The organism is Rhodococcus sp. ACS1 (assembly GCF_002300155.1).
GTDB lineage: Bacteria > Actinomycetota > Actinomycetes > Mycobacteriales > Mycobacteriaceae > Rhodococcus_F > Rhodococcus_F koreensis.
The window spans coordinates 101,386-127,479 of record NZ_NSDZ01000015.1 but is presented as its reverse complement, the minus strand read 5'-3'; the positions used below and the strand labels follow the sequence as shown (position 1 = coordinate 127,479).

22 protein-coding genes and 1 tRNA gene are annotated in these 26,094 nt (G+C 63.1%); 13 read left to right on the top strand and 10 right to left on the bottom strand.

Annotation, left to right across the window (positions count from 1 at the left end):
• Nucleotides 1–69: 69 nt before the first annotated feature.
• Both CJ179_RS49360 and CJ179_RS49355 read right to left on the bottom strand, forming a co-directional pair.
• Nucleotides 70–1,371 carry an MFS transporter gene (locus CJ179_RS49360; protein ID WP_257016408.1) on the bottom strand — a complete coding sequence of 434 codons (1,302 nt, stop codon included), beginning with the start codon at nucleotides 1,369–1,371 and terminating at the stop codon, nucleotides 70–72.
• Between the two features lie 100 nt (nucleotides 1,372–1,471).
• Nucleotides 1,472–2,539: a LacI family DNA-binding transcriptional regulator gene (locus CJ179_RS49355; protein ID WP_095866368.1), complete on the bottom strand. Its 1,068-nt coding sequence runs from the start codon at nucleotides 2,537–2,539 to the stop codon at nucleotides 1,472–1,474.
• Nucleotides 2,540–3,038: 499 nt separating this feature from the next.
• Between CJ179_RS49355 and CJ179_RS49350 the strand changes: the two genes are divergently transcribed.
• Nucleotides 3,039–3,929, top strand: a complete 891-nt coding sequence (locus tag CJ179_RS49350; RefSeq protein ID WP_095861532.1) for an IS982 family transposase — start codon at nucleotides 3,039–3,041, stop codon at nucleotides 3,927–3,929.
• A 50-nt stretch (nucleotides 3,930–3,979) separates the two neighbouring features.
• Here the strand turns inward: CJ179_RS49350 and CJ179_RS49345 are convergent, their stop codons facing one another.
• Entirely contained in the window at nucleotides 3,980–5,041 is a 1,062-nt protein-coding gene (locus CJ179_RS49345) for a LacI family DNA-binding transcriptional regulator (protein ID WP_095866367.1), read from the bottom strand.
• Nucleotides 5,042–5,283: 242 nt separating this feature from the next.
• On the opposite strand from CJ179_RS49345, the gene CJ179_RS49340 reads away from it, so the two are divergent.
• The 5 genes from CJ179_RS49340 (at nucleotide 5,284) to CJ179_RS49320 (ending at nucleotide 10,681) form a co-directional block, all read left to right on the top strand.
• On the top strand, nucleotides 5,284–5,820 hold the full coding sequence (locus CJ179_RS49340; RefSeq protein ID WP_037203928.1) for a 2,4'-dihydroxyacetophenone dioxygenase family protein: 537 nt from the start codon (nucleotides 5,284–5,286) through the stop codon (nucleotides 5,818–5,820).
• 133 nt (nucleotides 5,821–5,953) lie between these two features.
• The gene (locus CJ179_RS49335; RefSeq protein ID WP_095866366.1) at nucleotides 5,954–6,958 is read left to right on the top strand and encodes an alcohol dehydrogenase catalytic domain-containing protein; all 1,005 of its coding nucleotides are present in this window, start codon (nucleotides 5,954–5,956) and stop codon (nucleotides 6,956–6,958) included.
• Nucleotides 6,959–6,996: 38 nt separating this feature from the next.
• Nucleotides 6,997–8,358 carry an MFS transporter gene (locus tag CJ179_RS49330; RefSeq protein WP_095866365.1) on the top strand — a complete coding sequence of 454 codons (1,362 nt, stop codon included), beginning with the start codon at nucleotides 6,997–6,999 and terminating at the stop codon, nucleotides 8,356–8,358.
• 73 nt (nucleotides 8,359–8,431) lie between these two features.
• Nucleotides 8,432–9,226, top strand: coding sequence for an SDR family oxidoreductase (locus tag CJ179_RS49325; RefSeq protein ID WP_095866364.1), 795 nt, complete (start codon nucleotides 8,432–8,434; stop codon nucleotides 9,224–9,226).
• Nucleotides 9,227–9,652: 426 nt separating this feature from the next.
• The gene (locus CJ179_RS49320) at nucleotides 9,653–10,681 is read left to right on the top strand and encodes a hypothetical protein (protein ID WP_179377980.1); all 1,029 of its coding nucleotides are present in this window, start codon (nucleotides 9,653–9,655) and stop codon (nucleotides 10,679–10,681) included.
• Nucleotides 10,682–10,943: 262 nt separating this feature from the next.
• Here CJ179_RS49320 and CJ179_RS49315 read toward each other — a convergent pair.
• The 3 genes from CJ179_RS49315 to CJ179_RS54365 form a co-directional block, all read right to left on the bottom strand.
• Nucleotides 10,944–11,014, bottom strand: a tRNA-Gly gene (locus CJ179_RS49315).
• 310 nt (nucleotides 11,015–11,324) lie between these two features.
• On the bottom strand, nucleotides 11,325–11,543 hold the full coding sequence (locus CJ179_RS52435; protein ID WP_218834958.1) for a hypothetical protein: 219 nt from the start codon (nucleotides 11,541–11,543) through the stop codon (nucleotides 11,325–11,327).
• Nucleotides 11,461–11,892, bottom strand: a complete 432-nt coding sequence (locus tag CJ179_RS54365; protein ID WP_373560204.1) for a LysR substrate-binding domain-containing protein — start codon at nucleotides 11,890–11,892, stop codon at nucleotides 11,461–11,463. Before CJ179_RS54365 ends, CJ179_RS52435 begins: the two co-directional genes overlap by 83 nt.
• A 238-nt stretch (nucleotides 11,893–12,130) precedes the next feature.
• Here CJ179_RS54365 and CJ179_RS49305 point away from each other — a divergent pair, with 238 nt between their 5' ends.
• The 7 genes from CJ179_RS49305 to CJ179_RS49280 all read left to right on the top strand — a co-directional run bounded on the left by CJ179_RS49305 (nucleotide 12,131) and on the right by CJ179_RS49280 (nucleotide 20,345).
• Nucleotides 12,131–13,321, top strand: a complete 1,191-nt coding sequence (locus tag CJ179_RS49305; RefSeq protein ID WP_095866362.1) for a thiolase family protein — start codon at nucleotides 12,131–12,133, stop codon at nucleotides 13,319–13,321.
• A gap of 29 nt (nucleotides 13,322–13,350) precedes the next feature.
• A complete protein-coding gene (locus CJ179_RS49300) occupies nucleotides 13,351–14,979 on the top strand; it encodes a long-chain fatty acid--CoA ligase (protein WP_218834956.1) in 1,629 nt (542 codons plus the stop codon).
• A 157-nt stretch (nucleotides 14,980–15,136) separates the two neighbouring features.
• Nucleotides 15,137–15,895, top strand: a complete 759-nt coding sequence (locus CJ179_RS49295) for an enoyl-CoA hydratase-related protein (protein WP_095866361.1) — start codon at nucleotides 15,137–15,139, stop codon at nucleotides 15,893–15,895.
• Nucleotides 15,896–16,017: 122 nt separating this feature from the next.
• On the top strand, nucleotides 16,018–17,190 hold the full coding sequence (locus tag CJ179_RS49290) for an acyl-CoA dehydrogenase family protein (protein WP_095866360.1): 1,173 nt from the start codon (nucleotides 16,018–16,020) through the stop codon (nucleotides 17,188–17,190).
• Between the two features lie 174 nt (nucleotides 17,191–17,364).
• A complete protein-coding gene (locus CJ179_RS49285) occupies nucleotides 17,365–18,735 on the top strand; it encodes an MFS transporter (RefSeq protein ID WP_095866359.1) in 1,371 nt (456 codons plus the stop codon).
• An 83-nt stretch (nucleotides 18,736–18,818) separates the two neighbouring features.
• Nucleotides 18,819–18,956, top strand: coding sequence for a hypothetical protein (locus CJ179_RS52025; protein WP_179377978.1), 138 nt, complete (start codon nucleotides 18,819–18,821; stop codon nucleotides 18,954–18,956).
• 735 nt (nucleotides 18,957–19,691) lie between these two features.
• Nucleotides 19,692–20,345 (top strand): TetR/AcrR family transcriptional regulator, encoded by a 654-nt coding sequence (locus CJ179_RS49280; protein WP_143549083.1) that lies wholly within the window; start codon nucleotides 19,692–19,694, stop codon nucleotides 20,343–20,345.
• A gap of 1,037 nt (nucleotides 20,346–21,382) precedes the next feature.
• On the opposite strand, the gene CJ179_RS49275 is transcribed toward CJ179_RS49280, so the two are convergent.
• The 4 genes from CJ179_RS49275 to CJ179_RS49260 all read right to left on the bottom strand — a co-directional run bounded on the left by CJ179_RS49275 (nucleotide 21,383) and on the right by CJ179_RS49260 (nucleotide 26,012).
• Nucleotides 21,383–22,750: an MFS transporter gene (locus CJ179_RS49275; protein ID WP_083400838.1), complete on the bottom strand. Its 1,368-nt coding sequence runs from the start codon at nucleotides 22,748–22,750 to the stop codon at nucleotides 21,383–21,385.
• Nucleotides 22,751–23,315: 565 nt separating this feature from the next.
• Nucleotides 23,316–24,431, bottom strand: a complete 1,116-nt coding sequence (locus CJ179_RS49270) for a Rieske 2Fe-2S domain-containing protein (protein WP_073369084.1) — start codon at nucleotides 24,429–24,431, stop codon at nucleotides 23,316–23,318.
• A 79-nt stretch (nucleotides 24,432–24,510) separates the two neighbouring features.
• The gene (locus CJ179_RS54360) at nucleotides 24,511–24,741 is read right to left on the bottom strand and encodes a ferredoxin (protein WP_083400776.1); all 231 of its coding nucleotides are present in this window, start codon (nucleotides 24,739–24,741) and stop codon (nucleotides 24,511–24,513) included.
• Entirely contained in the window at nucleotides 24,738–26,012 is a 1,275-nt protein-coding gene (locus CJ179_RS49260; RefSeq protein ID WP_073369083.1) for an NAD(P)/FAD-dependent oxidoreductase, read from the bottom strand. Before CJ179_RS49260 ends, CJ179_RS54360 begins: the two co-directional genes overlap by 4 nt.
• Nucleotides 26,013–26,094 lie beyond the last annotated feature (82 nt).

Here is a 26,094-nt window from a genome sequence, read left to right as displayed (position 1 = left end):
GGGTAAAGCTCCTTTGTGATTGCCCGCCAGGACGGAGGGATTGGGTTGGTGAAGAATGGATTTGCGCCTTCAGTGCGCAGCGACTGCGACCTTGCCTGGGTCCTGGGTTCCCATCTTGAGACCCAGTGTCAGCAACGCTCCGACGGTGCACATTCCGGCGACGAACCACAGGCCGTTGAGTTTGCTCCCGGTCGCCTCTTCCACGAAGCCCATGACGTACGGACCGACGAAACCTCCGGTGAGGCCGACGGTGTTGACGAATGCCAGTCCGGCCGCCAGTGCCTTCCCGCTGAGTCGGGTAGCAGGGTATGTGAACAGAATAGGCTGCAGTGCAAAGAAATTGAAAGCTGCGAGGCAGAATCCGATGAGTCCGAGTATCGGGCCCCCCACCGCGCCGAGTGTGAACCCTGCTGCGATTCCCACCATGGTGCACGTGGCGATTTTGCGGGACCGGCTGCCGGTCGTCGCCAGTTTGGGCACGGTCAATGCGCCGATGCCGCAGAAGATCCACGGAACTGCGGTCAGCAACCCGATCTGGATGCTGGTGAGAGTTCCGTACGTGCCGATGATGGAGGGTAGGAAGAAGCTCAGTGAGTACACCGCGATCTGGTGCGTAAAGTAGATCGCGACCACGAGGAGGATCTGGCGGTCCTTGATGATGTCGCGAAGCCGGGAGTTACCTGCCGCCTCAGCTCCCGCCTGCTCCTCGGCCGCGATACGTGCCTCCAGATCTTCGGCCTCCTCGCGAGTGAGAAACGTTGCCTGAGTCGGCTTGTTGGGCAGCTTCTTCCAGACGACAATGGCAAGCAGGCATGCGGGCAGACCTTCGAGGATGAACATCCACTGCCAGCCGTGCAGGCCGCCGAGGCCGTCCAGCGTCAAAAGCAATCCGCCGAGCGGTGCACCGATGACATTGGCGATTACGCATCCCAACAGGAAGACGCCGATGGCCTTGGCTCGATCCTTCACCACGAACCACTGCGTCAGAAAGTACATGACGCCGGGGAAGAGGCCGGCCTCGGCGATGCCGAGCAGCATACGCAAGATGTAGAAGGACCATTCACCTTGGACGAGCGCCATGGAGGCGGACAACAGGCCCCAGGTGACCATGATGCGCGTGATCCAGAACCGGGCCCCGACCTTGTGCATGATCAGGTTCGACGGTATCTCCGAACATGCATAGGTAAGAAAGAAGAGTCCCGCACCGATCCCGTATGCGGTGGCTGAGATACCGAGATCGATCTCCATTCGGTCCTTGGCCATTCCGATATTGGATCGGTCGATGAACGCCAGAACGTACGCGCCGATCAACAACGGCATCAGTCGCCTGGAGATCACCTTGCTGATGACCTCGGGGGGTCTCTTGGTCATTGACGTCAGGATGTCGGGCATAGGTTTTCCTCTGCAGTGTGATGCTTGGGTGAATGCGCGCGAGTGAGGTCGGCGCTGGGGGAGAATGAGTCCTGTCGTTCTAGTGCGCGTCTGTAATGCTCTGATTGGCCGGCTGGCAGCCACAGGTTCGGCCCACATGCATGCGGTGCTCGCAGATCACTTCCCGGTATGTGGATCGAGGATGGGTGATCTGATCGAGCAGAAGCTCGAAAGCCCGCTCGGCCATCTCTTTCATCGGCTGGACCACGGTGGTCAAGGAGATCAGCGCGGATCTGCTGTGCGGAAGTCCGTCGCCGCCGACTACGGCCACATCCTCGGGTATCCGCACGCCCAGCGACAGCGCATGCTCCATGAATCCGATCGCGATCTCGTCGGAGCCGCACACGACCGCGCGTGGTGGGTTCGACGAACCGAGCAGCGACGCCGCGGCAATCCGTCCGCCATCGTTGTCGAGTCGGGTGCTGATCTTGCGCATTCCCGAAACGTCGACTCCGGCTTCCGCGGCCGTCCGTACGAACGCTACCTCCCGTTCGAGAGAGGCGGTCGAGAAACGGGGTCCGATCACGGTCGCGATCTCGGTATATCCATGCTCAAGAACATGTTTCATCAAATCACTGGCCGACGCATCGAAGTTGATTCCAACGAAATCGCTCTGATGATGATGGGCCCTGCGCGACAGGCAGACATACGGTATGCGCTTCTGGCGAAACACCCGCAGAGCGCGAAGATCCTCACGGAGCGAGGCGGCGATGATGACGCCGTCGACGTTGCGTGCAGCAAGAGTGGCGGCCACTTGAGCGAGGGTGTCGGGATCGTCCTGTGTGGTGGCGACGAAGACGTCGATGCCCTCTTCCCGCGTGGCGGAGATGATGTGCTGAGCCCATCCCGTGTACATCTGATTGACGATGTTGGGAAGAATCAGACCCACCACGCGAGTCAGTAGCGGATCTCTGCGCGGCCCGCCGACCGGGCGGTATCCCAGTTCGGCGGCCGTCTTGATGATCCGTCGGCGGGTCTCGACGGAAACACCGCCACGCCCGTTCATCACGTAGCTGACAGTGGCGGCCGAGACGCCACAGGCCCGCGCGACGGCAGCCGCCGAGACCTTCCGGGGGGTCGTTGCCGAATCGGCAGTCTCGATCTTCACTGTGCCTCCCTCCGCCGGGGTGATTGGACGATTAAGTCATTTCGTAAGTGACCTCCATTACAGTCGCAACCGCAAACATTAAGCAACGTTAAGTTCGAGTGGGTTTTTCGATGCGAGTCGAATGTGCTCGCCAAGGCGTCATGGAGGGCTGGTTCTGCTTACATCTCTGGCTGTATCGACCCAGGTAGAGTGCGAAACCTGTCATCCCTGAGGCACGCGCTCGGACGCCACACCGGTCAGATGTAGTGCCAGCCACCGTGCGCTCGCCCGGTCTCTCCCAGGTCGAGTGCGCGATGCGGCGGAGGCTGGCGATGGGGTTCGCTGTGCTGGTTCGAACGAAGCGAGCCGGGGACCCGAGACGATGCACCCACGCCGTGGGAAGAAAAGGGGGGCGGTCCCATCTCGCGGCTCAGGCTGCCTGGCCGAGGTCCTCTAGATGGTTGATTCCTTGAAGCGTGTCGCGGAGGAGGAGTAGGCGGAGGGTTTCCAAGATCAAAGCGTGACCAAAGAACTGGAAACCCTCCTGACCGAACTGTATGTGCTCATCGACGATCATGTCGTCGAACCTCGCTCCGGTCGGGGTCGGCGGCCCGTGCTCAGCGATGCCGAACTGCTCACCCTGGCCGTGGCACAGATGCTGCTCGGGTTCGATTGTGAACGCCGGTGGATCCGGCACGCCCACCACAGCGTCGAGTTGCGTGCCCTGTTTCCCTACATTCCCGGACAGTCGGACTACAACAAACGTGTCAGGGCGGCACGAGGGTTGCTGTGCAAGGCAATTCAGACGCTGGCGCGGATCTCACCATCCTGGTTCGACGATTTGTGGATCACCGACGCCACCCCGGTGCCCTGCGGGATGTCTCGTGAAACGGTGAAACGGTCGGACCTGGCCGGACACGCCGGCTACGGCTATTGCGCTTCCCATTCGCGCTTCTACTGGGGGCTGAAGCTGTATCTGGTCTGTGCGGGCGACGGGATGCCGATCATGTGGTGCCTGGCGAATCCGAAGCTCGGTGAGCGTGAGGTGGTGACCGCGCTGCTCGAACGCGATCATCACCTGATTCGGTCGGGGCAGATCTTGCTCGCCGACAAAGGCTTTTCCGGCGCACAGTTCGCCGCCACCACCGCCGCGATGGGCCTGCAGCTGCTACGCCCGGACCGTAAGGACGAAACGTACAAGAACGGCAATCTCGGCGGGGTACGGCAGTGGATCGAATCGGTCAACCACACGTTGAAAGGGCAGCTTGGCCTGGAGGAACACGGTGGCCGTACCACGCACGGGGTGTTCGCCCGCGTCGCCCAGCGTGTGCTGGCGATGGCCGCCGGCATCTGGCACAACTGGAACATCGGCGCCACTGCCAAGCGATCATTGATCGCCTACGACCACTGATCCGTTCAAGGAATCAATCATCTAGGTAAGGGGCTACCGCAGGCCCGCAGCTATCCGCGTCGGGCGGTCGTGTCCCGCACCTGGATGCCGTAGGGCAGTAGTTCGTTGCGTGGGGGATTCTCGTCGCCGGCGATCCGTTGGAGGATCATGCGGGCGGCTCGTTGTCCCATCAGGTTCCGTGGCACGGTCACGGTGCTCAACTGCAAGGGACCTGCGCTCGAGAAGCTCATGTCGTCGAATCCGGTCAACGCCACATCTTCGGGCACTCGTTTGCCGATTTCTCGACAGACGTCGAGAACGCCGAGGGCGATCAGATCATTGCCGCAGACGATCGCGTCGGTTTCGGGGTGTTCAGCGAACAGTGCTCGTGCACGCTGTGCTCCGGAGGCGCGGGTCAGTTCGCCCCACAGATCGGGTTCGTTGATCGCCTGCACGCCCGCTTTGGCGAGGGCGTCGCGGTATCCGCTCATGCGGTTGGCGGACACGCTGGACGTGCCGGGACCGCCGAGGATGGCGACGTTGCGCCGGCCGGTGGCGACGACATGCGAGGCCATCTCGAACGAGGCGGAATAGTCGTCGATACCGACCCAGTCGGAGGGTTCGTCTTCGATCTTGCGGTAGAGCTGCACAATCGGGATGTTCTCGTGACGGAGCTTGTCGAGCAGCGGCTTGTCGTCGGCGACGAGCGAGGTGAAGATCAGGCCGCTGCAGTTCCGATCGACCTGGGCCAGCGCGACATCGGCCTGACGCGAGCCATCCACGCCGACGTGCGAGACGAACACCTCGTAGCCCTCTTCGGCGGCGGCAGCGACCACACCCCCGGCGACCTCGGTGTAGAAGGGGTTCGCGATGTCAGCGAGGAGAAGCCCGATCGCTTTCGTCGTGCCGGCGCGAAGCTCACGGGCGATTCGACTAGGTCGAAATCCCATCTCTTCGGCGATGACGAGGATTCGCTGGCGACGCTCTTCGCTCACCCCCGGAGCCCCGCTCAGCGCGTAGGAGACCGCCGCCGACGACACCCCAGCTTTGCGAGCGACATCGCTCATCGTCACGCGGCGAGGACGGCCACCGACACGACGGTCCCCGCTCGGGGGCTGAGTGGCATCGGTCATATCCGAAAGCTTAGTCGGTTAAGTGCCGGGGCGGCGCCAAGGTGCCATGGGCGGCACGATCTGGTGATTCGGTTAAGCAGGCTAGATTCCCTGCAAATATGGACCTGGTCGTCCGATAGTGACTTGCATCGTGACATATATACCCAGTTAAAGGCGTGATTTACCTCGGCAATGTCCCGCTCTTGTGCTCTGCAACACAACGATGTACCGTCGCTTATGCGATTAAGCGAAAGGAGAGCATCGTGAGTTCCACTGTTGAGATGAAGAACGAAGAGGCTGTGCCCTACACGGGTCCGAAGCCGTACGGGATGAGTGACGATCTGATCGTTCCGGGTGCGCTGGATCTGGACTGTGACGAGCGGCTGTGGGTTCCGCAATCGCAGGATGTCGAGTTCCGCCCGCTGGTGTTGTCGGCGAGCCAGGGCTACTTCGTGAACATCCTGCGGGTGCGCCGTTCGGGGATCCTGTCCCGACACCGGCACGCCGGTGCGGTGCACGCGTTCACTCTGCGAGGCCGCTGGCACTACCTCGAGTACGACTGGTGGGCTGAAGAAGGTACCTACGCGTTCGAGCCGCCCGGAGACATCCACACCCTCGAGGTCCCTGAAGACGTGACCGAGATGGCGACCCTCTTCCACGTGAGCGGCGCGTACATCTACGTCGACGTCGACGGCAACACCGTCGGCATCGAAGACGTCTTCAGCAAGATCGACAAGGCCCGCGCGCACTACGAGAAGATCGGGCTCGGCGCCGACTACGTCGACCGCTTCATCCGCTGAGACGCCCCGGCGGACACCTCCCGACATGGCGTAATAACACCGAGTTCCCTTCGCGCTCGGGGGCGGTGTCCGCCGGCGTCTCACCCTCTATTTCCACGAGCCCGATCGCGGGCGAAAGTAGCAGGTTCCCCACATGCGAGCTCTCACCAAGAGAAGTGCCACTCCACACGACGTCCTGGTGCAGGATCTGCCCAAGCCCGAACCGGGCCCGGGGCAGGTGCGGGTACGCACCGAGGCCTGCGGGTTGTGCGGCAGCGACGTGCACGCCTGGAATCACGACACCGGCTACGAATGGATCCGCCCCCCGGTCGTGCTCGGACACGAGGCGGTCGGATACGTCGAAGCCATCGGCGAGGGCGTCAACCCGGCCTGGCTCGGCAAACGCGTTGTCCCCGTTGCGATCGACGGCTGCGGCGTGTGCGATCTGTGCGAGCGCGGTTTCCGGCAGATCTGCCCCCGGCGCACCGTCCTCGGATTGTCCTTCGACGGCGCCGCCGCCGAATCGTTCGTCGTCCTCGAGGTCCGCCTGGTCGAGGTCGACCGGCATCTGCCGGCGTCGACCCTGGCGCTGACCGAACCGCTGTCGGTCGCGTGCCGCGCGGTCGCGCACATCGAGAACGCCGCCGTCGGCCCCACCCGGGTGGTGGTGTCCGGTCCCGGACCGATCGGCACGATGGCCGCCCTCGTCCTCGCCCAACGCGGCCACGACGTCGTGCTCTCCGGGGTCGGCAACGACGAGAACGTGCGATTGCCGCTGGCCCGCGCGCTCGGTCTGCGCACCGTGATCGCCGGCCGGGACGAGCTGCCTTTCACTCCCACCGCCTGGGTCGACGCCTCCGGTTCGACCGCCGCCCTCGATGCCGCCATCGCCGCGGTCCTGCCCGGCAGCCCCATCTCCGTCGTCGGACTGTTCGCCCGCACCGGACCGGTCGACTTCAACGCCGTCACCCGCAAGGAGATTCGTCTGCAGGGCAGTTACGGATCAACGAAGGTCGACTACCGGGCCGCTGCCGACGCGATGGCCGCCGACCCGGCACCGTGGCCGCAGCTGGTGACCGAAATTTCCCTCACCGATGCGGCTTCGGCGCTCGAACGCGCCGCGGCCGGTCACGACATGAAGGTCGTGCTCGTCCCATGACCACACCGGACCCCACCCCTGTCCCGAAAGGACACGCCATGTCCACACCCGACATCGCGGCCGAACCCGCTACCCACGCGGCCGGGCGCACCTCGATCGTCAAGGTCGCCTTCGCCAGCATGATCGGCACAGCCGTCGAATGGTATGACTTCTTCCTCTACGGCTCGGCCGCCGCGCTCGTCTTCGGGCCGCTGTTCTTCCCCGACAGCGAGCCTTCCACCGCCACCCTGCTCGCCTTCGCCACCTTCGCGGTCGGATTCTTCGCCCGCCCGCTCGGCGGCATCGTCTTCGGCCACTACGGCGACAAACTCGGTCGCAAGAAAATGCTGGTCGTCAGCCTGCTCATGATGGGCGCCGCGACCTTCGCCATCGGCCTGCTGCCGACCTTCGCGAGCATCGGCATGGCCGCACCACTGCTGTTGATCGGCTGCCGACTGCTGCAGGGCTTCGCCGTCGGCGGCGAATGGGGCGGAGCGGTCCTGATGGCCGCCGAACACGGTGACAACGACCGCCGCGGATTCTGGACGTCGTGGACCCAGGCCGGGGTGCCCCTCGGAAACCTGCTCTCCGCGGTGGTGCTCTGGGTGCTGGCCCTGTTCCAGAGCGACGAAGCCTTCGATTCCTGGGGCTGGCGAATTCCCTTCCTGCTCAGCGCCGTTCTCGTCCTCATCGGGTTGTGGATCCGGCTGAGCATCGAAGAATCCCCGGTCTTCGCCGCCAACAAGAAAGCCCTCGAGAATCACAAGGCCGAGCACGCACCGATCATCGAGGTCCTGCGCAAATACCCCCGCGAGGTCCTCATCGCGATGGGCCTGCGGCTGGTGGAGAACACCTCGTACTACATCTTCACGGTCGTGGTGATGACCTACATGGTCACCTACCTGGATATGCCCAAGAGCGCCGCCATCGCCGGTGTGCTGATCGCCTCCGTCGCGCAGTTCTTCCTCACCCCGGTCATCGGTGCCCTGTCCGACCGGGTCGGCAGGCGGCCGCTGTACTTCACCGGCGCACTCGGTGCCGGCATCTGGGGCTTCGTGTTCTTCCCCCTCATCGACACCGGCAACCAGACCGTCATCGCGGCGGCGATCTTCATCGGGCTGATCTTCACCACCCTGATGTACGCGCCGCAGGCGGCGATGTTCTCCGAACTGTTCGGCACCAGCGTCCGCTACAGCGGCGCCTCCCTCGGCTACCAGCTCGCCTCGGTGTTTGCCGGCGGTCTGGCGCCGGTCATCGCGGTCGCACTGCTCGGCACCGTCGAGGAGAAGAACACCATCGCGGTGAGCATCTACCTCGCCGTCCTCGCCGTGATCACCATCATCGCCGTGATCGCCGCCAAGGAAACTGCCCGCACCTCCCTCGTCCACGACCGGGTCCTCGACGAGGCCACCCGCAACTGATGAGCCGCCGGGCCGGTGTGCGGTGCTCACCCCGCACACCGGCCCGGCACCACCATTCGAAGGAGCCTCCCCCATGAACACACCCGCCCACACCACGGTTATGGACCTGTTCCGCCTGGACGGCAACGCCGCCCTCGTCACCGGTGCCTCCCGCGGCCTCGGCCGCGCACTGGCCATCGCACTCGCCGAGGCGGGAGCCGACATCCTCGCCGTCGACATCGGCGAACTCGACCAGGTCGCCAAGGAGGTACGCGCCCGCGGAGTCCGATGCGCCACCCGCACCGCCGACCTCAGCAACCTGACACCCGACACCGCGGCCGAGCTGATCTCCTGGGCCAAAAACGAGTTCCCGCATCCGACAATTTTGGTCAACAACGCCGGCATCATCCGCCGCGGCCCCGCGACCGAAACCACGCCCTCGGACTGGTCGGCAGTGCTCGACCTCAATCTCACCACCCCGTTCCTGCTCAGCCAAGCCTTCGCACATTCCGTCCTCGACGACGACGACGACGCCGCCGCCAGCATCATCAACATCGCCTCGATCAACTCCTTCCAAGGCGGGATGGAGGTTCCGTCCTACGCCGCCTCCAAGCACGGAATCCTCGGACTGACAAAGGCGCTGGCAAATGAATGGGCCGCCCACCGCATCCGCGTCAACGCGATCGCGCCGGGCTACATGGAAACCGAATTCACCGCCGCACACCGGCACGACCCCGCGCGGGCCGAAAACATGCTGCGCCGCATTCCCGCCGGCACCTGGGGCCGACCGGAAGATCTCGCCGGCGCAGCCGTCTTCCTCGCCTCGGCCGCATCCTCTTACGTCACCGGCACCGCCCTGTCCGTCGACGGTGGATGGCTGTCCCGATAGAGCAACGCCGACCCACTCGCGGCTTCCGACGGACCGCTTAGGGGCAGTTGCTCCACCGCTCGGCCGGCCGTGGATTGGAAACGGCGTGGTCGTCGTTTCCCAGCTCCACTACCCATTGCCCAATGCACGTAAACCGTTGGGGTAACGCGTTTCCAGGGCAGTCGTTTACACACCGGACATTTTCGACAATCCACAAACTATTACATGTGAACATTTTTCACTCCGCGCCGCGCCTCTCGGCTACGGCTGGATTTCAACCGCAAACCGCTCGTTGATGCCGACCCGGACGGGCTCCCGCCCCCGGATCATCCGCTCGCGCCCCCGGATCCGAACCATCCGCATGCCCGCCGGCGCGGTCATCACCTCCCGGATGCCCCGGTCGGGGCGGACGGCCGCTGCATCTACACGATCGACATTGACGCCCGGATGGGGTGGCGCAGCCCGGAGTTCGAGGAAACGATGTACTTCTGCGGCTTCGACCTGCACGTCGTCACCGATGTGCCGTCCGGTCCCGGCTGCGGCCCGGTGGTGCATGTCGCGCGGGCGATGAACCTCGCGCAGGCGGGGTCGAACAAGGGAATCAGCGGCCTGCCCGCAGTCCAGGCACTCGGCGACGCCATCGGCAAGCCGCGCCATCTCATCACCGACCGCGCCTACAACTTCGTCACCGACGACAAGTTCGCGCTGCCCGTCTGGAGGCTCGGCTACACCACCGTCTACGACCTGCACTCGAAACAACGCGGTACGCACCCGGGACCCGTGGGCTCACACGCGATATGGATCGACGGCACCCTGTACTCGGCGAGTCTGCCGGCGGGCCTCGAGGAGATCGACCCGATCGACGTCGACATGAAGGACGAGGTCCGTGCCCGAACCGAACGACGCCACCAGGCACGGCAGGCCTACGCTTTCGTCCCGCACGGGGCCCGGCGCCCCGACGGACCCCGGCGTTACCGTGGGCCTGCCGTCCATCCTGCCCGGGTTCGCTGCCCGAACAATCCCGTCTCGATGCGCGCACCGCAGAGCGTGCCGACGACCTCCTGCACAACGGGCACGGCATGCGGTTGCGGGCGCACCATTACATTGAACGACTCGGATTACCCGGACATGCGGATGCCTTTCCAGCACGGCACCCTCGCCTGGGAGGCCTCATATCACCGTAGGGTCGGGATCGAGAGTGTGTTCGCCGACCTGAAGAAGAACCGGCTCGGTGTGCATCGCGGCTTCTTCCGTGGCTTCGGAATCCGCCGTTACACACTGCTCGCCGGGTTCACCCTCGCCGCATTCAACATTCTCAGCCTGCACGACTGGTTCGCCAGGCGCGGGATTCACGATCCGTGGGCTCGGTACCTCGGAGAAGCGGCATCCGAGCGCACACCGGTTCGAGGGCGCCGCGGCAATCGAGCTAACAAGGGCCACACGGAATCGTTGTCTGCCACCCGTCCCGGCAGATAGCTACCCTGCCCCGGCACCGGAATCCACGGATCCCGGTGGCCGACCTCGACCACCCGCCGAAAATGACCCATTGTCAGGCACGGGTTCGCCAGATTTGCTGCTCTCACAGCTCGAACGTCTTGCACACCGATCGAAGAAGCGGGCGGCGCAGCGTCGAATGCGCAGAAATAATGGTCCGAATCGGATCCCGGGCCTAATAGGTGAACCCAACAGGCTCTATTGGGTGAACACCCCCCCCGGCGGATGTCGAGGGAGGAGGAGGAGCCGATGACGGGAATCGAACCCGCGTATTCAGCTTGGGAAGCTGATGTTCTGCCATTGAACTACATCGGCACGCACGATATTGGGTGCCTGTAGGCGGTCCCAACACCCTGCGGCGAAACATTATGCCCACTGATTTGCAGGGATCACGGAGATGATCCAGCAGATCAACGGTTCAGCCGGGGGCGCTCGACTCGCCCGCAGCCGTGTTAGGGGTTCCCGATGCTAGTTGTTCCGCCGCCGCGAGCAGTGTGCGGGCGGCGGGGGAGAGCGCCCCTAGCCGATGCATGACCGCTCCTGGGAGGATCAGCGGCGGTTCCATGGCGCGGGCAACGACGCCCGCCCTGCCGGTATTAGTCGACGACTACCATAGTGGCCCATGTCATTCCGGCGCCGGCGGCAACGAGCGGTACGCGCGCCTGGCGATGCGCTGTGACCACACCGAGCGTTGTCCGCCGTGCTGCCGGCGTAACGCGGACTCCACCGCGACCCGCCCTTGTGCGCCGCCGGTACCGCGATTACCGGTAGATCGGGGGATCTGCTCGAAGGGCAGGGGGTCGGGGAGACCGTCGGCGATCCCCAGGGGCGATGCACAGTTCATCGGTGCCCAGGTTATGGGTGTCGAGATCGCGGTTGGTGGGCTCTCTGGAGTCGGTCGTTTCGAGGAAGCCGAATCCCAGCTCGACGGTTCCATCCCGTACCGCCCTCGCTACGTCGGGCTCGGACCGATACTCCCTGATCCGGACGGTCACCTTGCCGTAAGCCCGCCTCAGGTCGCCGATCAGTTCAGGTAGCGGCGATTCGCACTGGCCCGCTGTGGTGCCGACATCGTCGTGTCCGCCGTGGAGACCTGAGAGCTCGCCAACGGATGCCGCGTGGCCACATCCTGGAGCAGTTTCCGGGCAGGATCGACCAGCGCCGCATCCACTGGCCCAGGATCGTAGGGGCATGGAGTAGTCCGCGGGTGCGTCCCGGCTTCCAAAGCTGTTGCAGACATGAGGAATAGTGCGCGAAATCAGGTCGGAGTCGTCGCGCATGGGGGATCGACACCCGGTCGTCGAGTCGCGCATCTGCGCATGGACGCAGCATCGGGTTCGAGAGCCCGGCCCGCGGCAAAAGTTGGGGTTGACTATGGCCTAAGCCAGCCATATTGTAAAAGTGAAGTTACTTTCACTATTAGGAGTGAGCATGACCCAGAACCCGCCGGTATGGATTGTCGATGGGGCTCGTTCACCGTTCGGCAAGTTCGGTGGAGGTCTTCGCGACCTGTCGGTAATCGACCTGGCACAGCAAACCGTGACGTCCCTGCTCGATCGCACGGGATGGCCGGTCGACGATATCAGCGAACTTGTCGTCGGGATGGCCATGATCGAAGGCGGATTGATGGTTCCCGCACGGCAATTGGCCTTCGCTGCCAGCCTGCCGGAGACGCTGCCCACCCTCACCATCGACAGAGCGTGCTGCTCGGGCATGGCGGCCGTGGGACTTGGCATTCGGGCAATTCGTGGCGGTGCACGATCGGCTCTCACCATGGGACTGGAATCGATGAGCCAGACGCCCCGCTTGTTGCACGAGACACGCTGGGGTGCCAAGCGCGGGGACCTGACCGTCGAAGATCTCTTGATGCTGCGCAACCCACTCGAGGGCGGAGTGTCCATTGCGCGATCGGTTGGCCAGGAGGCGGAAGCACGCGGGGTGGACCGCGAACAGCAGGACATGTGGGCGGTACAAAGCCACGAGCGGTACTTCAAGGCATTATCGGACGGATTCTTCGACGGTGAGATTTGCGCGATGACGACACCGAACGGGCCCGTCGAGGTGGACGAACAGCCCCGTCCGGACACCAGCTTGGAGAAGTTGGCTCGACTCAAACCCGTCTACGGCGGACCGACAGTCACCGCCGGAAACGCCCCCGGCCTCAATGACGGCGCAGTCGCGGTGATCCTGTCGGGAACCGATGCGCTGTCCCAACACGGTGGCACCCCGCTGGCCAAGGTGCATTCGTACCTCCAGACCGCCTCGACGCCCACATCGTCGGTGTACCTGCCCGGTGTCGCGATCGGCCGACTGATCGAAGAAGCCGGCCTCACCGCCAGCGACATCGACGTCATCGAGATCAACGAGGCATTCGCCGCAACCGCGGTGGTCAGCACCAAGGTACTGGCCGGCGGCGATTCCGGACTGGAGCGTGAACTCCACGCACGCACCAACATCAACGGCGGAGCGGTCGCGCTCGGACACCCGACCGGTGCCAGTGGCGCGCGGTTGGTCCTCACCGCCGCCCGCCAACTTCGGCGCGCCGGCGGCCGCTGGGCCGTCGCAGCGATTTGCGGCGGCTTCGGGCAGACCGACGCGGTACTGATCGAGGCCACAGAGTGACACAATCACTAAAAGCAGTAGGACATCCGATGAAGCACACCATGCAGGACGTACCGCTCACGGTGGGTCAGATCTTCCGACGCGCCGAGCGGTACTTCGCACACAAGACGATCAGCACAGCAGAGCGCGGCACCGTCGAGGTGACCTCGTACGGTCAGTGGGCACAGCGCACCCGCAAGCTGGCCGGCGCACTCGAAGCCATGGGGTTGCCGGCCGGTGCACGGGTGGCGACCTTCGCCGCCAACACCACCCGTCACCTGGAGCTGACCTTCGCCGTACCCGGCTCCGGGCTGGTCCTGCACCCACTCAACGTGCGACTGCCCGGTGACCAACTCGCCTACATCATCAATCACGCCGAAGACGAGGTCATCTTCGCCGATCGATCACTGCTCGGTCGCCTGCTACCCATCCTTCACACCCTCAGCAGCGTCCGCCAACTCGTCGTCATCGACGATGGCACCGGTCCCGGCGACCGCGACATCGCGATAACCTCCCCACTGCCCGTCGTCGACTACGAGCAACTGATCAGGTCGGCAGACCCGGTCGAGCTGACGGTGGACGACGAGTCGCTACCGGCGACCATTTGCTATACCAGCGGCACCACCGGAAACCCGAAGGGCATCATCAACTCCCATCGCACGATCTGGCTGCACACGATGTCTCTCCTGCAGGCCGACACCATCGGCATCTGCGAGCGGGACACGGTCCTGCCCTTGGTGCCGATATTTCACGCGAGCGCGTGGGGACTCTGCTACGCGGCAGCAATGGCGGGTGCGGACCTGGTGCTTCCGGGAGCCGACCTCAGCGGGCCCGCGGTGGCCGAGTTGATGGAAGAGCGGCGGGTTACCTTTTCCACCGCCGTGCCCACCCTGTGGTCGCGCGTACTTCCCGAACTCCGTGACCGCGATGTGTCGGCCGTGCGCATGCTCTGTTCCGGCGGGTCCGCAGTGCCGTCCAGACTGACCGATCTCTGCCTCGAACTGACGGGGAATCCCCTAGTTCAGGTATGGGGCATGACCGAAACGAACGCATTCGCCGCGCTGACCCGTATCCGCCCCCATCTCGGCCACGGCGGCGCGGAAATGACTCGTCATATCGCGTCCTCTCAAGGGATCGCCATTGCGGGCGTCGAGGTGCGCATCGTCGGTGACGATGGGATCGGAGAACTCCCGTGGGATGGTGAAGCGGTCGGCGAACTTCAGTGCCGCGGTCCCTGGGTAACGGCCGGGTACTACGGCGTCGATGTCGATCACACCATCACCGAGGACGGGTGGTTCCGAACAGGGGACGCCGCCGCGATCGACCCCGACGGGTACATCCAGCTGCGGGACCGCTTGAAAGACCTCATCAAGTCCGGCGGAGAGTGGATTTCGTCGCTCGAACTCGAATCGACGATTCAGAAACACCCCTCGGTGGAAGCGGCCGCGGTGATCGGCATACCAGACGAGCAATGGGACGAACGGCCCGTCGCGTGTGTCACCGTCTACGAAGGCCGCACGGTCGAACCCTGTGAACTGTTGGACTGGCTACGTCCGCAGGTTGCGAAGTTCTGGGTCCCGGATCAGGTCCACGTGCTCACCGAGCTTCCGCTGACCAGCGTCGGGAAAATCGACAAGAAGCAACTGCGGGTTCGGTTTGTGACAGACACGCCCCAATAAGACGTCCTCGCAGTCTCTTTCGCTTCATCCGACCGGTGTGGGGAAAGTCGACAAGAAGTGATCGCGGGTGTGTGCGCCCAGCGCGCGCCAAATGGAGTTCCTTGCAGTCTCTTTCGCTACATTTCACATCTGATTCCTCTGGACAAAGGCAACACACATGGTTCACTTCGAACAACACGAACATATTGCTGTCATCACCCTTGATCGCCCCGAAGTGCGCAACGCGATCGACCTCGCGGACGCCGAGCGTATCGAGGCACTGATCGACTCGATCGAGATGGACGACTCGGTCTGGATGTCGATCATCACCGGCACCGGCACGGTCTTCTGCTCCGGAGCCAACCTCGCCGCGATCGCCGCTGGTGGCAGCCCCGCCAAGACCGCCCGGGGTGGGTTCGCCGGACTGGTCACCCGGAGCCGCACGAAACCGATGATCGCTGCCGTGAACGGTCCCGCAGTCGCCGGCGGCTGCGAAATCGTCCTCGCCTGCGACCTCGTGGTCGCGTCGTCTGCAGCATCCTTCGGGCTCTCCGAGGTCAAGCGCTCCATGGTCGCGGCCGGCGGCGGCCTCTACCACCTGCCGCAGGTTCTGCCGAGGAACATCGCGATGGAGCTTGCGGTGACCGGTGACCGCATCACGGCCCAGCGAGCCTACGAGCTGGGCCTGGTCAACGAGCTAGTCGAGCCGAGCGACCTGATGAACGCTGCACTCGCCCTCGCCGATCGCGTCGGCGCAAATGCACCGCTCGCTGTCCGCGAAACCCGACGAGTCCTCCTCGACGGGATGACCCAGGATGCTACCCAGGCGATGGCCGTTGCCGAGGACAGCATGACCCAGATCCGGAAGACCGAAGACTTCGCGGAAGGTGCCCGGGCCTTCCTCGAAAAGCGGACACCCCAATGGCGGTGCCGCTGATCGTCGACAGCCCACTCGGACACGGATGGGCACTCCGCACCGCAAATTGCAGGACAGTCCACCGATCATCTCCGCCCGAAGCACGGATCGATCAATCGGCGAGTTCCCGAGAAGGAAAAACCATGACAACCCCCCAGACGCCCTTCGAACTCTTCGGAATCGACGGGCTGATCGATGCGACCGACGCGAAAATACAAAACACCATCCGCGATTTCACCGATGACCACCTGAGGCCGCACCTGACGGACTGGTACGAGAGCGGCGACGTTCCCGTACGGGAGCTCGCCCGAGAATTCGGCAAGCTCGGCGTCCTCGGTATGCACCTGACCGGCTACGGATGCGAAGGCACCAGTGCCACCGCCTACGGTCTGGCATGCCTCGAACTCGAAGCCGCGGATTCGGGCCTGCGCACTCTCGTGTCGGTCCAGGGATCGCTGGCAATGTACGCGATTCACCGCTGGGGCTCAGAGGAACAGAAACACCACTGGCTGCCGGCAATGGCGCGAGGAGAAGCGATCGGCTGTTTCGCCCTGACCGAACCGGACTTCGGCTCGGACCCTGCCGGAATGCGCACCTACGCACGCCGCGACCAGAGCGTCTGGATCCTCACTGGCACAAAGAAGTGGATCACCAACGGTTCGGTCGCGGACGTCGCCGTCGTATGGGCGCACACCGACGACAAGATCCGCGGCTTCCTGGTACCGACCGACACCCCCGGATTCTCAGCGCGGCAGATCCCGAACAAACTGTCGTTACGCGCCTCGGTGACCAGCGAACTGGTACTCGACGACGTCCGACTACCCGAATCCGCCATGCTACCGGAAGCCGCGGGGTTGGCCGGCCCTCTCGCCTGCCTGAACGAGGCACGGTTCGGGATCGTCTTCGGTGCCCTCGGCGCTGCCCGGGACAGCCTGGAAGCAACAATCTCCTACACCCTCGAGCGCGAGATCTTCGGAAAACCGCTCGCGGGATACCAAGCAACACAACTGAAGCTCAGCGACATGACCGTGAAGCTGGGAACCGCCATGATGCTGGCCCTCCAACTGGGTCGGCTCAAAGATGCAGGCCAACTGCGGCCGGAACAGATCAGCCTCGGCAAACTCAACAGTGTGCGCGAAGCGTTGAACATCGCCCGTGATTGCCGACCGATACTCGGAGCGAACGGAATCACGCTCGACTATCCCGTGCTGCGGCACGCGAACAACCTGGAATCGGTGCTGACGTACGAAGGAACCGCCGAGATCCACCAGTTGACGATCGGAAGGGCGCTGACCGGACAGCAGGCGTTCCGCTGACCCGCCACACCGTCGGGTCAGGGATCGGCGAACTGACCGCATCCCCGGCATGTCAGCCCCCGATATCCCTGGGCGCCCACTAGCCAACACCCACCTTCTCTCCGACACCGCACATCACCCCTCTCACAGACCGCCGCGAACCCGGCGAGACACCCTCCCTCCTTGGAGACAGCCATGTCCGAAAATCCCCAATTCGAAGTCACCGACGACCGCATGTCGTCGTTCCACTGGACGGCCATCGGCATCTGTGTCGTGCTGAACATGCTCGATGGATTCGACATTCTCGTGATGGCCTTCACCGCCAACTCCGTCAGCGCGGAGTGGCAACTCTCGGCCTCGCAGCTCGGCCTCCTGCTCAGCGCCGGTCTGCTCGGCATGGCACTCGGAGCCTTGCTCCTGGCGCCCTGGGGTGACCGGATCGGGCGGCGCAAACTGGTCATCTCCTGCCTCGTCATCGCCACCGTCGGGATGATCCTCGCCGGGTTCGCACAAGACGAGGTCCAGTTGGGCCTCGTGCGCGTTCTGACCGGATTCGGAGTCGGCGGACTCCTCTCGTGCACCAACGTTCTCGCGAGCGAATACGCTTCGCCCCGCTGGCGTGGCCTGGCCGTGAGTCTGCAGACAACCGGCTTCACGATCGGCGCCACCATCGGCGGACTGGCGGCCGTTGTCATGATCGACAACTGGGGGTGGCGATCGGTGTTCTTCGTCGGGGCCGCGCTCTCACTGCTGTCCTTGATCCTGGTGATCTGGCGTCTGCCCGAGTCGATCGAATTTCTCATCACCAAGGGCGGCGCCGGCGCACTCGACCGGATCAATGCCTTGGCCCGGCGGATGGGCCAGCAACCCCTGGCCACGTTGCCTGCCCGCCAGTCCGTCAGCGACGCGCCGACGCGAGGCCGATTCCTGGCCTTGCTGTCCCAGCCCTACCGACGCGCAACCCTCACCCTCTGGATCCTGTTCCTGATCATGCTCTTCACCTACTACTTCGTCACCAGCTGGAGCCCCAAGCTGCTCGTCCAGGCCGGCATGTCCCAGAACAGTGGCTTGACCGGCGGCGTGCTGCTCAACATCGGCGGTGTCATCGGCACCCTGCTATTCGGGTTCCTCTCCGCTAGATTCTCGGTCGCTCGTGTACTCGCAGCCGCGACACTCTTCGCCGCGATCCTCCTCGCAGTCTTCCCGGCAACACTGTCGACCATGTGGGTCGCCCTCCTCGCCGGGCTGCTGATGGGTCTGTGCATCAGCGGCTGCATCGCTGGCCTGCTCGCTACTGCCGCACTGGTGTACCCGACCGCCACCCGAGCGACCGGAGTGGGCAGCGCCATCGGCATCGGACGCGCCGGCGCCATCCTGTCGCCCTTGATCGTCGGACGCTTGATCGACGCGGGGTGGACCTCCACCGAGCTGTACATCGCAGCCGGGACACTCATGCTCGTCGCCGTAGCCGCAGCGCTCACTCTCCGCATCGGTCAGCAGCCCCCGGCAACCGGCCCCACCGCAACGTCGGACCCAGATCAACACTCTGTGCCTGCAACCCCCTAACCTTTCACCGGACGTGAAAAATCGTGTCGCCGAATGCGTCTGACGCACTGGTACTTACCCCCCCGGTCGACCGAAGGAATCGCTTGCTCGACAAGCTGTACGCCGCTCTTCTCGCCCTCACCGGCGTCGCATTCGGAGGCTACATCATGCTCGACGAGGTATCCCACACCATCGCCACGACGCGATCGCCACTACCTCCCGGAAGGCCTCCCGGTGTCTGACTCACACAGGGACCACAGCATCGACAACGAAACACGGGCCGGCGAGCGGCACCTACCCCCACAAGCCCGGCGTCGTCCCGGTCCGGAGCTCGAGACGGTCCTCGACCTTCAGCTATGCACCTACCGAAGCCGGCGACAGCAACGCAGCCGACGAGACAAGGTGATCAACGCGATCCGCGCAGGTACCACCGAGTCGGAGGAGCTGATCCGGTTCGCGTGCACCTGGGCACCGTACGGAGGCCCACCCGGAGGAAGAACTACTCGTGAAGTACGGAATGTCGCTACCGCGATTCGTCAACCAGCTCTGGCAGACGATCAGCGAAGGTGGTTACGACCCCGAAATCATCCGTAAATTACGGGCAGCCTATACACCCCCCCGAGCTTCGAGATAGCGATCGAGCCGAACCGCGACAATGCAGAGCGCACAATCGCGAGCAACTCCAGTGAACCGCGCGCAGCGTGAAACCAATCTCGGGGATTCGTAGCAAGAGATGCACAGAAATTGACACGAGTTCGCAGTAGGTTTCCATGCGTAGCGGTCAACAGTATCCATCGAATCGTTAGGGAAACAGAGGAAGCCAAGAACGGCACGATTCCCGGGACTGTTTATTCACACCTCACTCAGCGCGAAAATAGTGGTGGGAAAGCGTCGACACATCATCGGCCAGACGGGCGCTGATAGACTAGAGAGGATAATGGTCGTCCCAAGAGGGAGCATGACAAGTGGTGGCATTCGTGGCCGACGAGTCGAAGCCGAGAACGCGAACGGCTCCGACCAAGAAAGGCCAGCTCACCAGGGCCCGCATCATGGACGCCGGCCGTGATGTACTCAGCGAACGTGGCTACTTCGGAGCCACGGTCGCCGAAATTGCGGAGAAAAGTTCGTTGTCCCTCGGCGCAATCTATCGCTATTTCGAAAATAAGGACGTCCTCTTCCTGGAAATCCTGGAAGAGTTGGTCGAGGAGCTTTACACCGCAGTAAGCGGTAGCTGGACAAAGGGAGAAGAGTTCGAATCCCTGCGGGAGTCATCGCGACGCTACCTCGCAACGTACTACTCGAATCGTCACCTCATTGCCGGCCTGATCGAGATGTCCGCAGCCGTTCCGGAGTGTGCGGAACTGTGGTGGAACCTCAAGCAGAAAACCTTCCGACGTAAAGAACGCTATCTACAGCGGAATTTGCCGTCGAGCCCATTGAAACCGGAATACGCCGCGGTTGCTCTCGCCACGATGGTCGAGCAACTTGCGTACCACTGGTATGTCGAGTCGGAAAAGCACGGTGTCCAGGCGCCGAGCCTCGAAGAAGCGACCGAGACCGTGAGCCTGATTTGGTACCGCAGTATCTACGCGAACACAGGTACCGAAGCCATCAATGCCCCTGCCGATTGATTGCCACAGGAAGGAAACTCGTGGCGACTGCCGCCTGACTTCAAGGTGAGAACGAGTCCGAAATACTTCTCAGGTCACTGCAGCGCGCTGCCGATGACGTGCCCGCGGCGTCCGGTGGGCCACCCGCTCCTCGCGAGTGCAGGTCCTCGCAGGTGTGTTTGCTTTCGCTCCGCGGCCCTTTACGCATAAGGCCTCGGGCTCGCCGATGCGCCTAACACGGAGTTGCCCGCCCGTACGACGGTGCCTTCGTACGGGCGGGCGATCCCCGACACGCACCAGTGGCGGTGCGCCCTTGGGGTGCAGCACTGGTCCCTCATAAGGGGGCGCATGTTGCCTGTTTGCGCGGGGTGTGCTGCTTGCGTGACTGCGAGTGAAGTTGTGCGTCGGAAGCTTTGTCCGGCGGCCTCTTGCTGTGGTTCGGCGTATCGGATTGGTCACAATTGTGGGCTTGAACTGCGCGCTTGCGCATGGGTCGTTTGGCGTATGGGGGTACCTGTCCTATTTCGGGTCTGCTTCCAGATCTGGGTTCATGTCCGTTCGCGGCGCACTCATCGCGGGCTGTCACGGCATCGTGGACTGCAGATTGAGAGACTGCGCCGAACGCACTGACGGGCGGGGGTACCGGTCTGAGCATCCCTCGCTTTCCCGGAGACTTCCGAGCCAGGCTTGATCCTGGGTAAAGGATGGGGATGTCACTGTGGAAACGAGGAAGTATCCGCCGGAGCTGCGGGAGCGTGCGATGCGGTTGTACCGGGAGTCGGAGCCCAGACCGGTGATCCGACGGCTGGTCGAGCAGCTGAACGTGCACCCGGAGGTGTTGCGGGCAGCGCATCGACACAAAGACCGACCGCCACCCTGGCGTGCGGCGGGCGAGCCGGACCAGATATCGGCGAAGGCGGTTTCCCGGAAACGGGAAACCGCCTTCGCCGTGGCTCGGACACCGGTACCACTGCCGCAGTTGCCCCGGGGCCGTCGACGCACCTCTCGCTCGAATCGGTGGCACCTCACGGTCATCACCGATCATGCCTGATTCGCAATCAATCGATACGGATGGTGCCTGGCGGGACGTGCCGCGCAGCTAAAATGACAAACCCGGCCGCGATGATTGGCAGGGCGCCCCAGAGCAAGGCAGTGCTAGCCCAAGAATGGCCACTCGAAAGCCAGAAGGTGAACACGGCGCCCGCTGCAACGGCGCCTATCTGACCAGCAGCGGTAACAATCGCGATCCCAGTCGCCCGCGTATGGGCGGGGAAGCTTTCACCGCCGAAGAAAAGTAGGGCCGCAAACGGTCCTGACAGGAGGAGCAATCCCAGGCTGTAAAGAACGATAATGAGAATGGCGTTGTCGTTCGGGACCAACATCATTCCAACAAAACACAGACCTGCGAGTATCCATCCGATGGAAATGCTGTAACGGCGCCCGAGTCGGTCACCGACCCAGCCGAACGTGAGGTATCCGATGCAGGCACTGAGGTTCGACACGATGAGTACGACGAGAGCGTTGTCGAACGCAATGTTCTTTCCGTCCGCCGAATTGAGGACAGATGTGCCGAGGATCATAAACGCCAAAGCTCCAAACCAAATCAAGAAGAAGGCTGCACTAAGAACAAGCGTCGGTCGAAGTGATTCTCCCTTAAATGCAGCGATCAATGGTGTGGAGGCGGTCCGCCGAGCAAGTCCCGCGGAATCAAGAAGTGCATTCGCATCATCCTCAAGGCCGACGCGCCGTAGGCTCTCAGCTTCCTTCCGTAGGGAAAATTGGGGACTTTCTTTCAAATACCTTGCTGCCCAGACCATGAACAGGGCAGGAAATGCGCCGATGATAAAGCACAGTGCCCAGCCGCCAATGGGGTAAAACACGTAAATTGAGGCTGCAGCGAGAACCGACCCCACAGAGAAGCCTGACTGCACGACAGAGTAACTCAACCCCCGCCGTCGAACGCGCGCCGGATCCGTGTATACCGTGGCGAACATCTCGCTCAGGTATGTAGCGTTGATCCCTTGCTCGGCGTACCCCAATCCAGCAACTGAACGGATAACGATGAGCAGGACGATGCCGAGACCCGCTGTCACACCCACGACCCAGCCGGCTGCAGCTGTCAAAGCGGACATTAACGCTGCACCAATCACCGCCACGATGATGCCCTTGCGGCGACCCAGTTTGTCCACCATGGGTCCGACGGCGAATGCGACTACCGCGGTGCCGATCGTGACCCATGTGTTGATACCGGTCGAGCGCGCTTCCGTCCAACCATGTTCTTCAGCAAGTTTGGGAAGTAGATTGCCAAACAATACGAAATCGTAGACTGCGAATGTCCATGCGAGAAAGCAGATCCATTTAGCGTTTCGTACATCTCTTTCGGTGACGCGGACCTGATTAGGTATCCTGTTGACGGAAACTGCCATTTTGGCACGCTCTTTCATCTCAATTGGACACGAACTGGTTCAGATTTTTCGGTGCGTACGGGGTGAATGATTCAGCAGCCGGGTCTGGGTTCAGATATCTTGATGCTTGCAACGGATGCCGGGACGATGACGTACTTGGTGTGGTGAAGGCGCGGCAAAGCCGTTGCTTGTGTCGAACGTGATTTGGATCAGCAGATCGCGAGGCGATCAGGTTGCCTTGGTCGCCGTGCTCTTGCCGCACAGGTGGTGCTTCGGGATTAAAGGGCTCAGGGGCGGGCTGCGGTCCTGTTGCCCGCATCGCTGGTCTCGCTGTGCGTGTGGGGGCGGTCCGCCGAGGTGCGCAGGCACCGAGAAGAGCATGAGGAATGGGATGGTACGGCCATTTCCACTTCGAATAGCTGGAATTCGGCAACACCGCGAAACCGCACCCCACCGCCGGCATCGCGACCGAAGTTCGTTGGCTGTCCACGCCAGGACTCCATCATCTATGGCGAACCAGGAGGCGATATGCTTGCTCTAGCCGTCGGCGCCGTGGCCAGGAACTGTGGTTAAGCGATCTTGCGCTTCAGCCCACTGGCTGTGAGCTGGCCGTTTCGATCGCGACCTGGTCGAGTGCTTCCCGCAGCGCCTCGGGTCCGCGCTTTGCTCCCGCGTCCAGTTCGCGAATCCACCGACGCCAGAAGATGGTCGGCTTGTCGGGGAACACTGACACCTCGTCCCGCGGATCGCCGATTCGGGCGGGCGTGTGCGAGGCAACTACGGGGTAGTCCTCTCCGAGCACCATATCCTGCAACTGTAGGTGGATCTGGTCGGAAGACTCGTCATGAGTGTGACAGGTGAACCAGTAACTGCGGCTGGTGTTCTCATCTACGGGTGTGGCGTGCATGAAGATCTGTGTGGAGAAGGTATCGGACCAGGTGAATCTCAGGGTGATACTGAACGGCACCTCGATCAGGTACTCGGCCGGCGGCAGCATGACTGCGTCCTCATCGACAGGGGGACCGTAGGTGTCCTGACCGGGATTGTGTGCCAGGAAGGTGTCTGTTTTCCAGTTCAACGTTCCGTTGCGCTGATCGACCGGATAGACAGGGAAGACAGTGTTCGGGGGAGCGCCAAGCGTGCCCCAGTGCGTGAAGGGGAAGTGGGTGACGTCCATAAAGTTCTCCATGCGGCGGCCGGAGGAGCATGGCCACTGGTAGGACTCACCCATGATGCAGTGCAGGGTGTCTTCATCCCACCCATGGAAGGACGGGATCTTGGTCTCGACCGACGAATCCATGCGTACCCAGATTAGTCCGTACCGTTCCTCGCAGTCATATTGATTGAGACGAGCCCGGGCAGGGATGGGCTGATCGGCTGTGAGCGAAGGGACCTCCTTGCAATGGCCGTCGTTTCCGTAGCACCAACCGTGGTACTTGCATCGAAGACCGTCTTCTTCCGCCCACCCGAGGGTGAGGGCAACCCCGCGGTGCGAGCATCTGTCCTCGAATGCGATCAGCTTGCCGCCGATCTCGGCGATCCCGATCAACTCGCCCAGCAGCTTCGACTGGAGGGGACCGCGACCACCAGGCTTTGCCGCACGTAGTTCTTCGAGGGTAGCGACTGGGTGCCAAAAGTGGCGCCATGTTGCCGCGCTGGTGTTCAGGTCGTAGACGGGTTCGTTGCCTGTTTGGGTTGTCATGGCCGTTCCTTCTTGGTTGCTTCTGAGTCCGTGGGTGTTTGCGCCGGGCGTCGTGCAGAACCTTCTAAGAGGCTCTCTATTAAAAGAGGTCGATCTCTTCTCCTCTCTCCACCAATGTGATGCAAGCCGTCGGGCAGCTCTTCGCCGCACGCAATAGCTGGCTCCGATCCGAACCCGGCGCCGTCGGCAGCACCTTCGCAACCCCGGACGGATCGATCTCGAACGCGTGCGGCGCCAAGTTGGCGCACATCCCCGAACCACAGCAATCGGTCTGATCGAGACCGACCTCGATCTCAGGAAACTGACTCACCGAACCTCACCTCCGCTGTAACCTGCTGGAGCAGAGGTAAACTCGACTACCCCTCTCCACGGATCCTCAGTGCCGATCATCTTTCGAAGACGGCGAAACTGCTTCGGTGCATTCACCGTCACCGCACCACGCACCAGGTCGCCGTTCCGGTACGCAGTGACCAGACGCGACAGATCCGGGCGCGCCTCAACAACCTCGACGTCGCCGGAGAGGTCGCCCGACCCCTGGATCTTTACCCCGTACTGGTCCGACCAGAAGTACATGTCGTGACTGAACGGACCGGCAATCTCGGTCCCGTGGGTCAGCACCCGTGCCGCGTGCGTCCCCTGATCCCCGGCGGTAGTCCACTGCTGAGAACGCACCCGCCGACCACCTATCGCCATATTTGGGCACGACGCTGCATCTCCCACACCCAGCACCGTCTCCGAGCCGGCGCGAAGGAACTCGTCACAGATCAAGCCGTCACCGAGTGAAAGGCCACTGCCGGTAAGCCAATCGACGTCCGGCACCACTCCGATACCGACTACGACGAGGCCAGCTTCAATCGCGGTCCCGTCGTCGAGCAGCACGCCCTCGACCCGATCAACGCCGAGAAATCCGCTGACGCTGCTACCGCAACGTAATGTCACACCATTCAGTTCGTGTAAGCCGCTCAGCAACTCAGCAATGACCGGCCCGAGCGCCCGCCGCATCGGAAACCGACCTGCCTCCAGAACAGTCACGTCCAGACCCAGCGTGCGAGCACTCGATGCGACCTCGGCACCGATGAACCCGCCTCCGATCACAATCACCGTCGGGGTCGCGAGCAGTTCTTCGTACAACGCCGCTGCGTCGTCGCAGGTACGCACGACGTGGACGCCTTGCGGTGGAACCGTGCACGGCAACCTGCGTGGCCGGGCACCGGTAGCTACTACAAGTGCCGCGAAGGGAATGTGCTCCCTGACATCCGATCCCTCGAACTGCACGGCCAGCGTCCGCGCCTGGACATCGACCGAGTCCACCCGCGTCCCGGTCAAGACCGTCACACCCAGATCCTGGAAGTATTCCCGGTCGTGGTAGGCCACGGGCGCGGATCCGAGTTCGCCGGTGAGAACCTGCTTCGACAGCGGCGGTCGATCATAGGGCAGATGCGCCTCCGCGCCGATCAGCGTGATTGGACCGTCGTATCCTTCACGCCGCACACCCTGCACCGTCCGCAACCCGGCCACGCCCGCGCCCACCACCACCAGTCCGGCGGAACCACGGACGCGACCGCTCAACACCCCACTCATGCCTGCGTCCTTTCGCGTCCGAGCCCGCATTTTGCTGGTATATCTTCGAATCGACCGCTTAGCAGCTGGTGGAAGGCCTCTG

Coding starts and splice junctions, on each gene's coding strand:
- CJ179_RS49305 (WP_095866362.1), top strand. CDS start 12,131: ATGACCCAGAACCCGCCGGTATGGATTGTCGATGGGGCTCGTTCACCG.
- CJ179_RS49330 (WP_095866365.1), top strand. CDS start 6,997: ATGTCCACACCCGACATCGCGGCCGAACCCGCTACCCACGCGGCCGGG.
- CJ179_RS49290 (WP_095866360.1), top strand. CDS start 16,018: ATGACAACCCCCCAGACGCCCTTCGAACTCTTCGGAATCGACGGGCTG.
- CJ179_RS49345 (WP_095866367.1), bottom strand. CDS start 5,041: ATGACCGATGCCACTCAGCCCCCGAGCGGGGACCGTCGTGTCGGTGGC.
- CJ179_RS49320 (WP_179377980.1), top strand. CDS start 9,653: ATGGGGTGGCGCAGCCCGGAGTTCGAGGAAACGATGTACTTCTGCGGC.
- CJ179_RS49325 (WP_095866364.1), top strand. CDS start 8,432: ATGAACACACCCGCCCACACCACGGTTATGGACCTGTTCCGCCTGGAC.
- CJ179_RS49360 (WP_257016408.1), bottom strand. CDS start 1,371: ATGACCAAGAGACCCCCCGAGGTCATCAGCAAGGTGATCTCCAGGCGA.
- CJ179_RS49295 (WP_095866361.1), top strand. CDS start 15,137: ATGGTTCACTTCGAACAACACGAACATATTGCTGTCATCACCCTTGAT.
- CJ179_RS52435 (WP_218834958.1), bottom strand. CDS start 11,543: ATGAACTGTGCATCGCCCCTGGGGATCGCCGACGGTCTCCCCGACCCC.
- CJ179_RS49270 (WP_073369084.1), bottom strand. CDS start 24,431: ATGACAACCCAAACAGGCAACGAACCCGTCTACGACCTGAACACCAGC.
- CJ179_RS49260 (WP_073369083.1), bottom strand. CDS start 26,012: ATGAGTGGGGTGTTGAGCGGTCGCGTCCGTGGTTCCGCCGGACTGGTG.
- CJ179_RS49285 (WP_095866359.1), top strand. CDS start 17,365: ATGTCCGAAAATCCCCAATTCGAAGTCACCGACGACCGCATGTCGTCG.
- CJ179_RS49300 (WP_218834956.1), top strand. CDS start 13,351: ATGAAGCACACCATGCAGGACGTACCGCTCACGGTGGGTCAGATCTTC.
- CJ179_RS54365 (WP_373560204.1), bottom strand. CDS start 11,892: ATGCCCCTACGATCCTGGGCCAGTGGATGCGGCGCTGGTCGATCCTGC.
- CJ179_RS49335 (WP_095866366.1), top strand. CDS start 5,954: ATGCGAGCTCTCACCAAGAGAAGTGCCACTCCACACGACGTCCTGGTG.
- CJ179_RS49275 (WP_083400838.1), bottom strand. CDS start 22,750: ATGGCAGTTTCCGTCAACAGGATACCTAATCAGGTCCGCGTCACCGAA.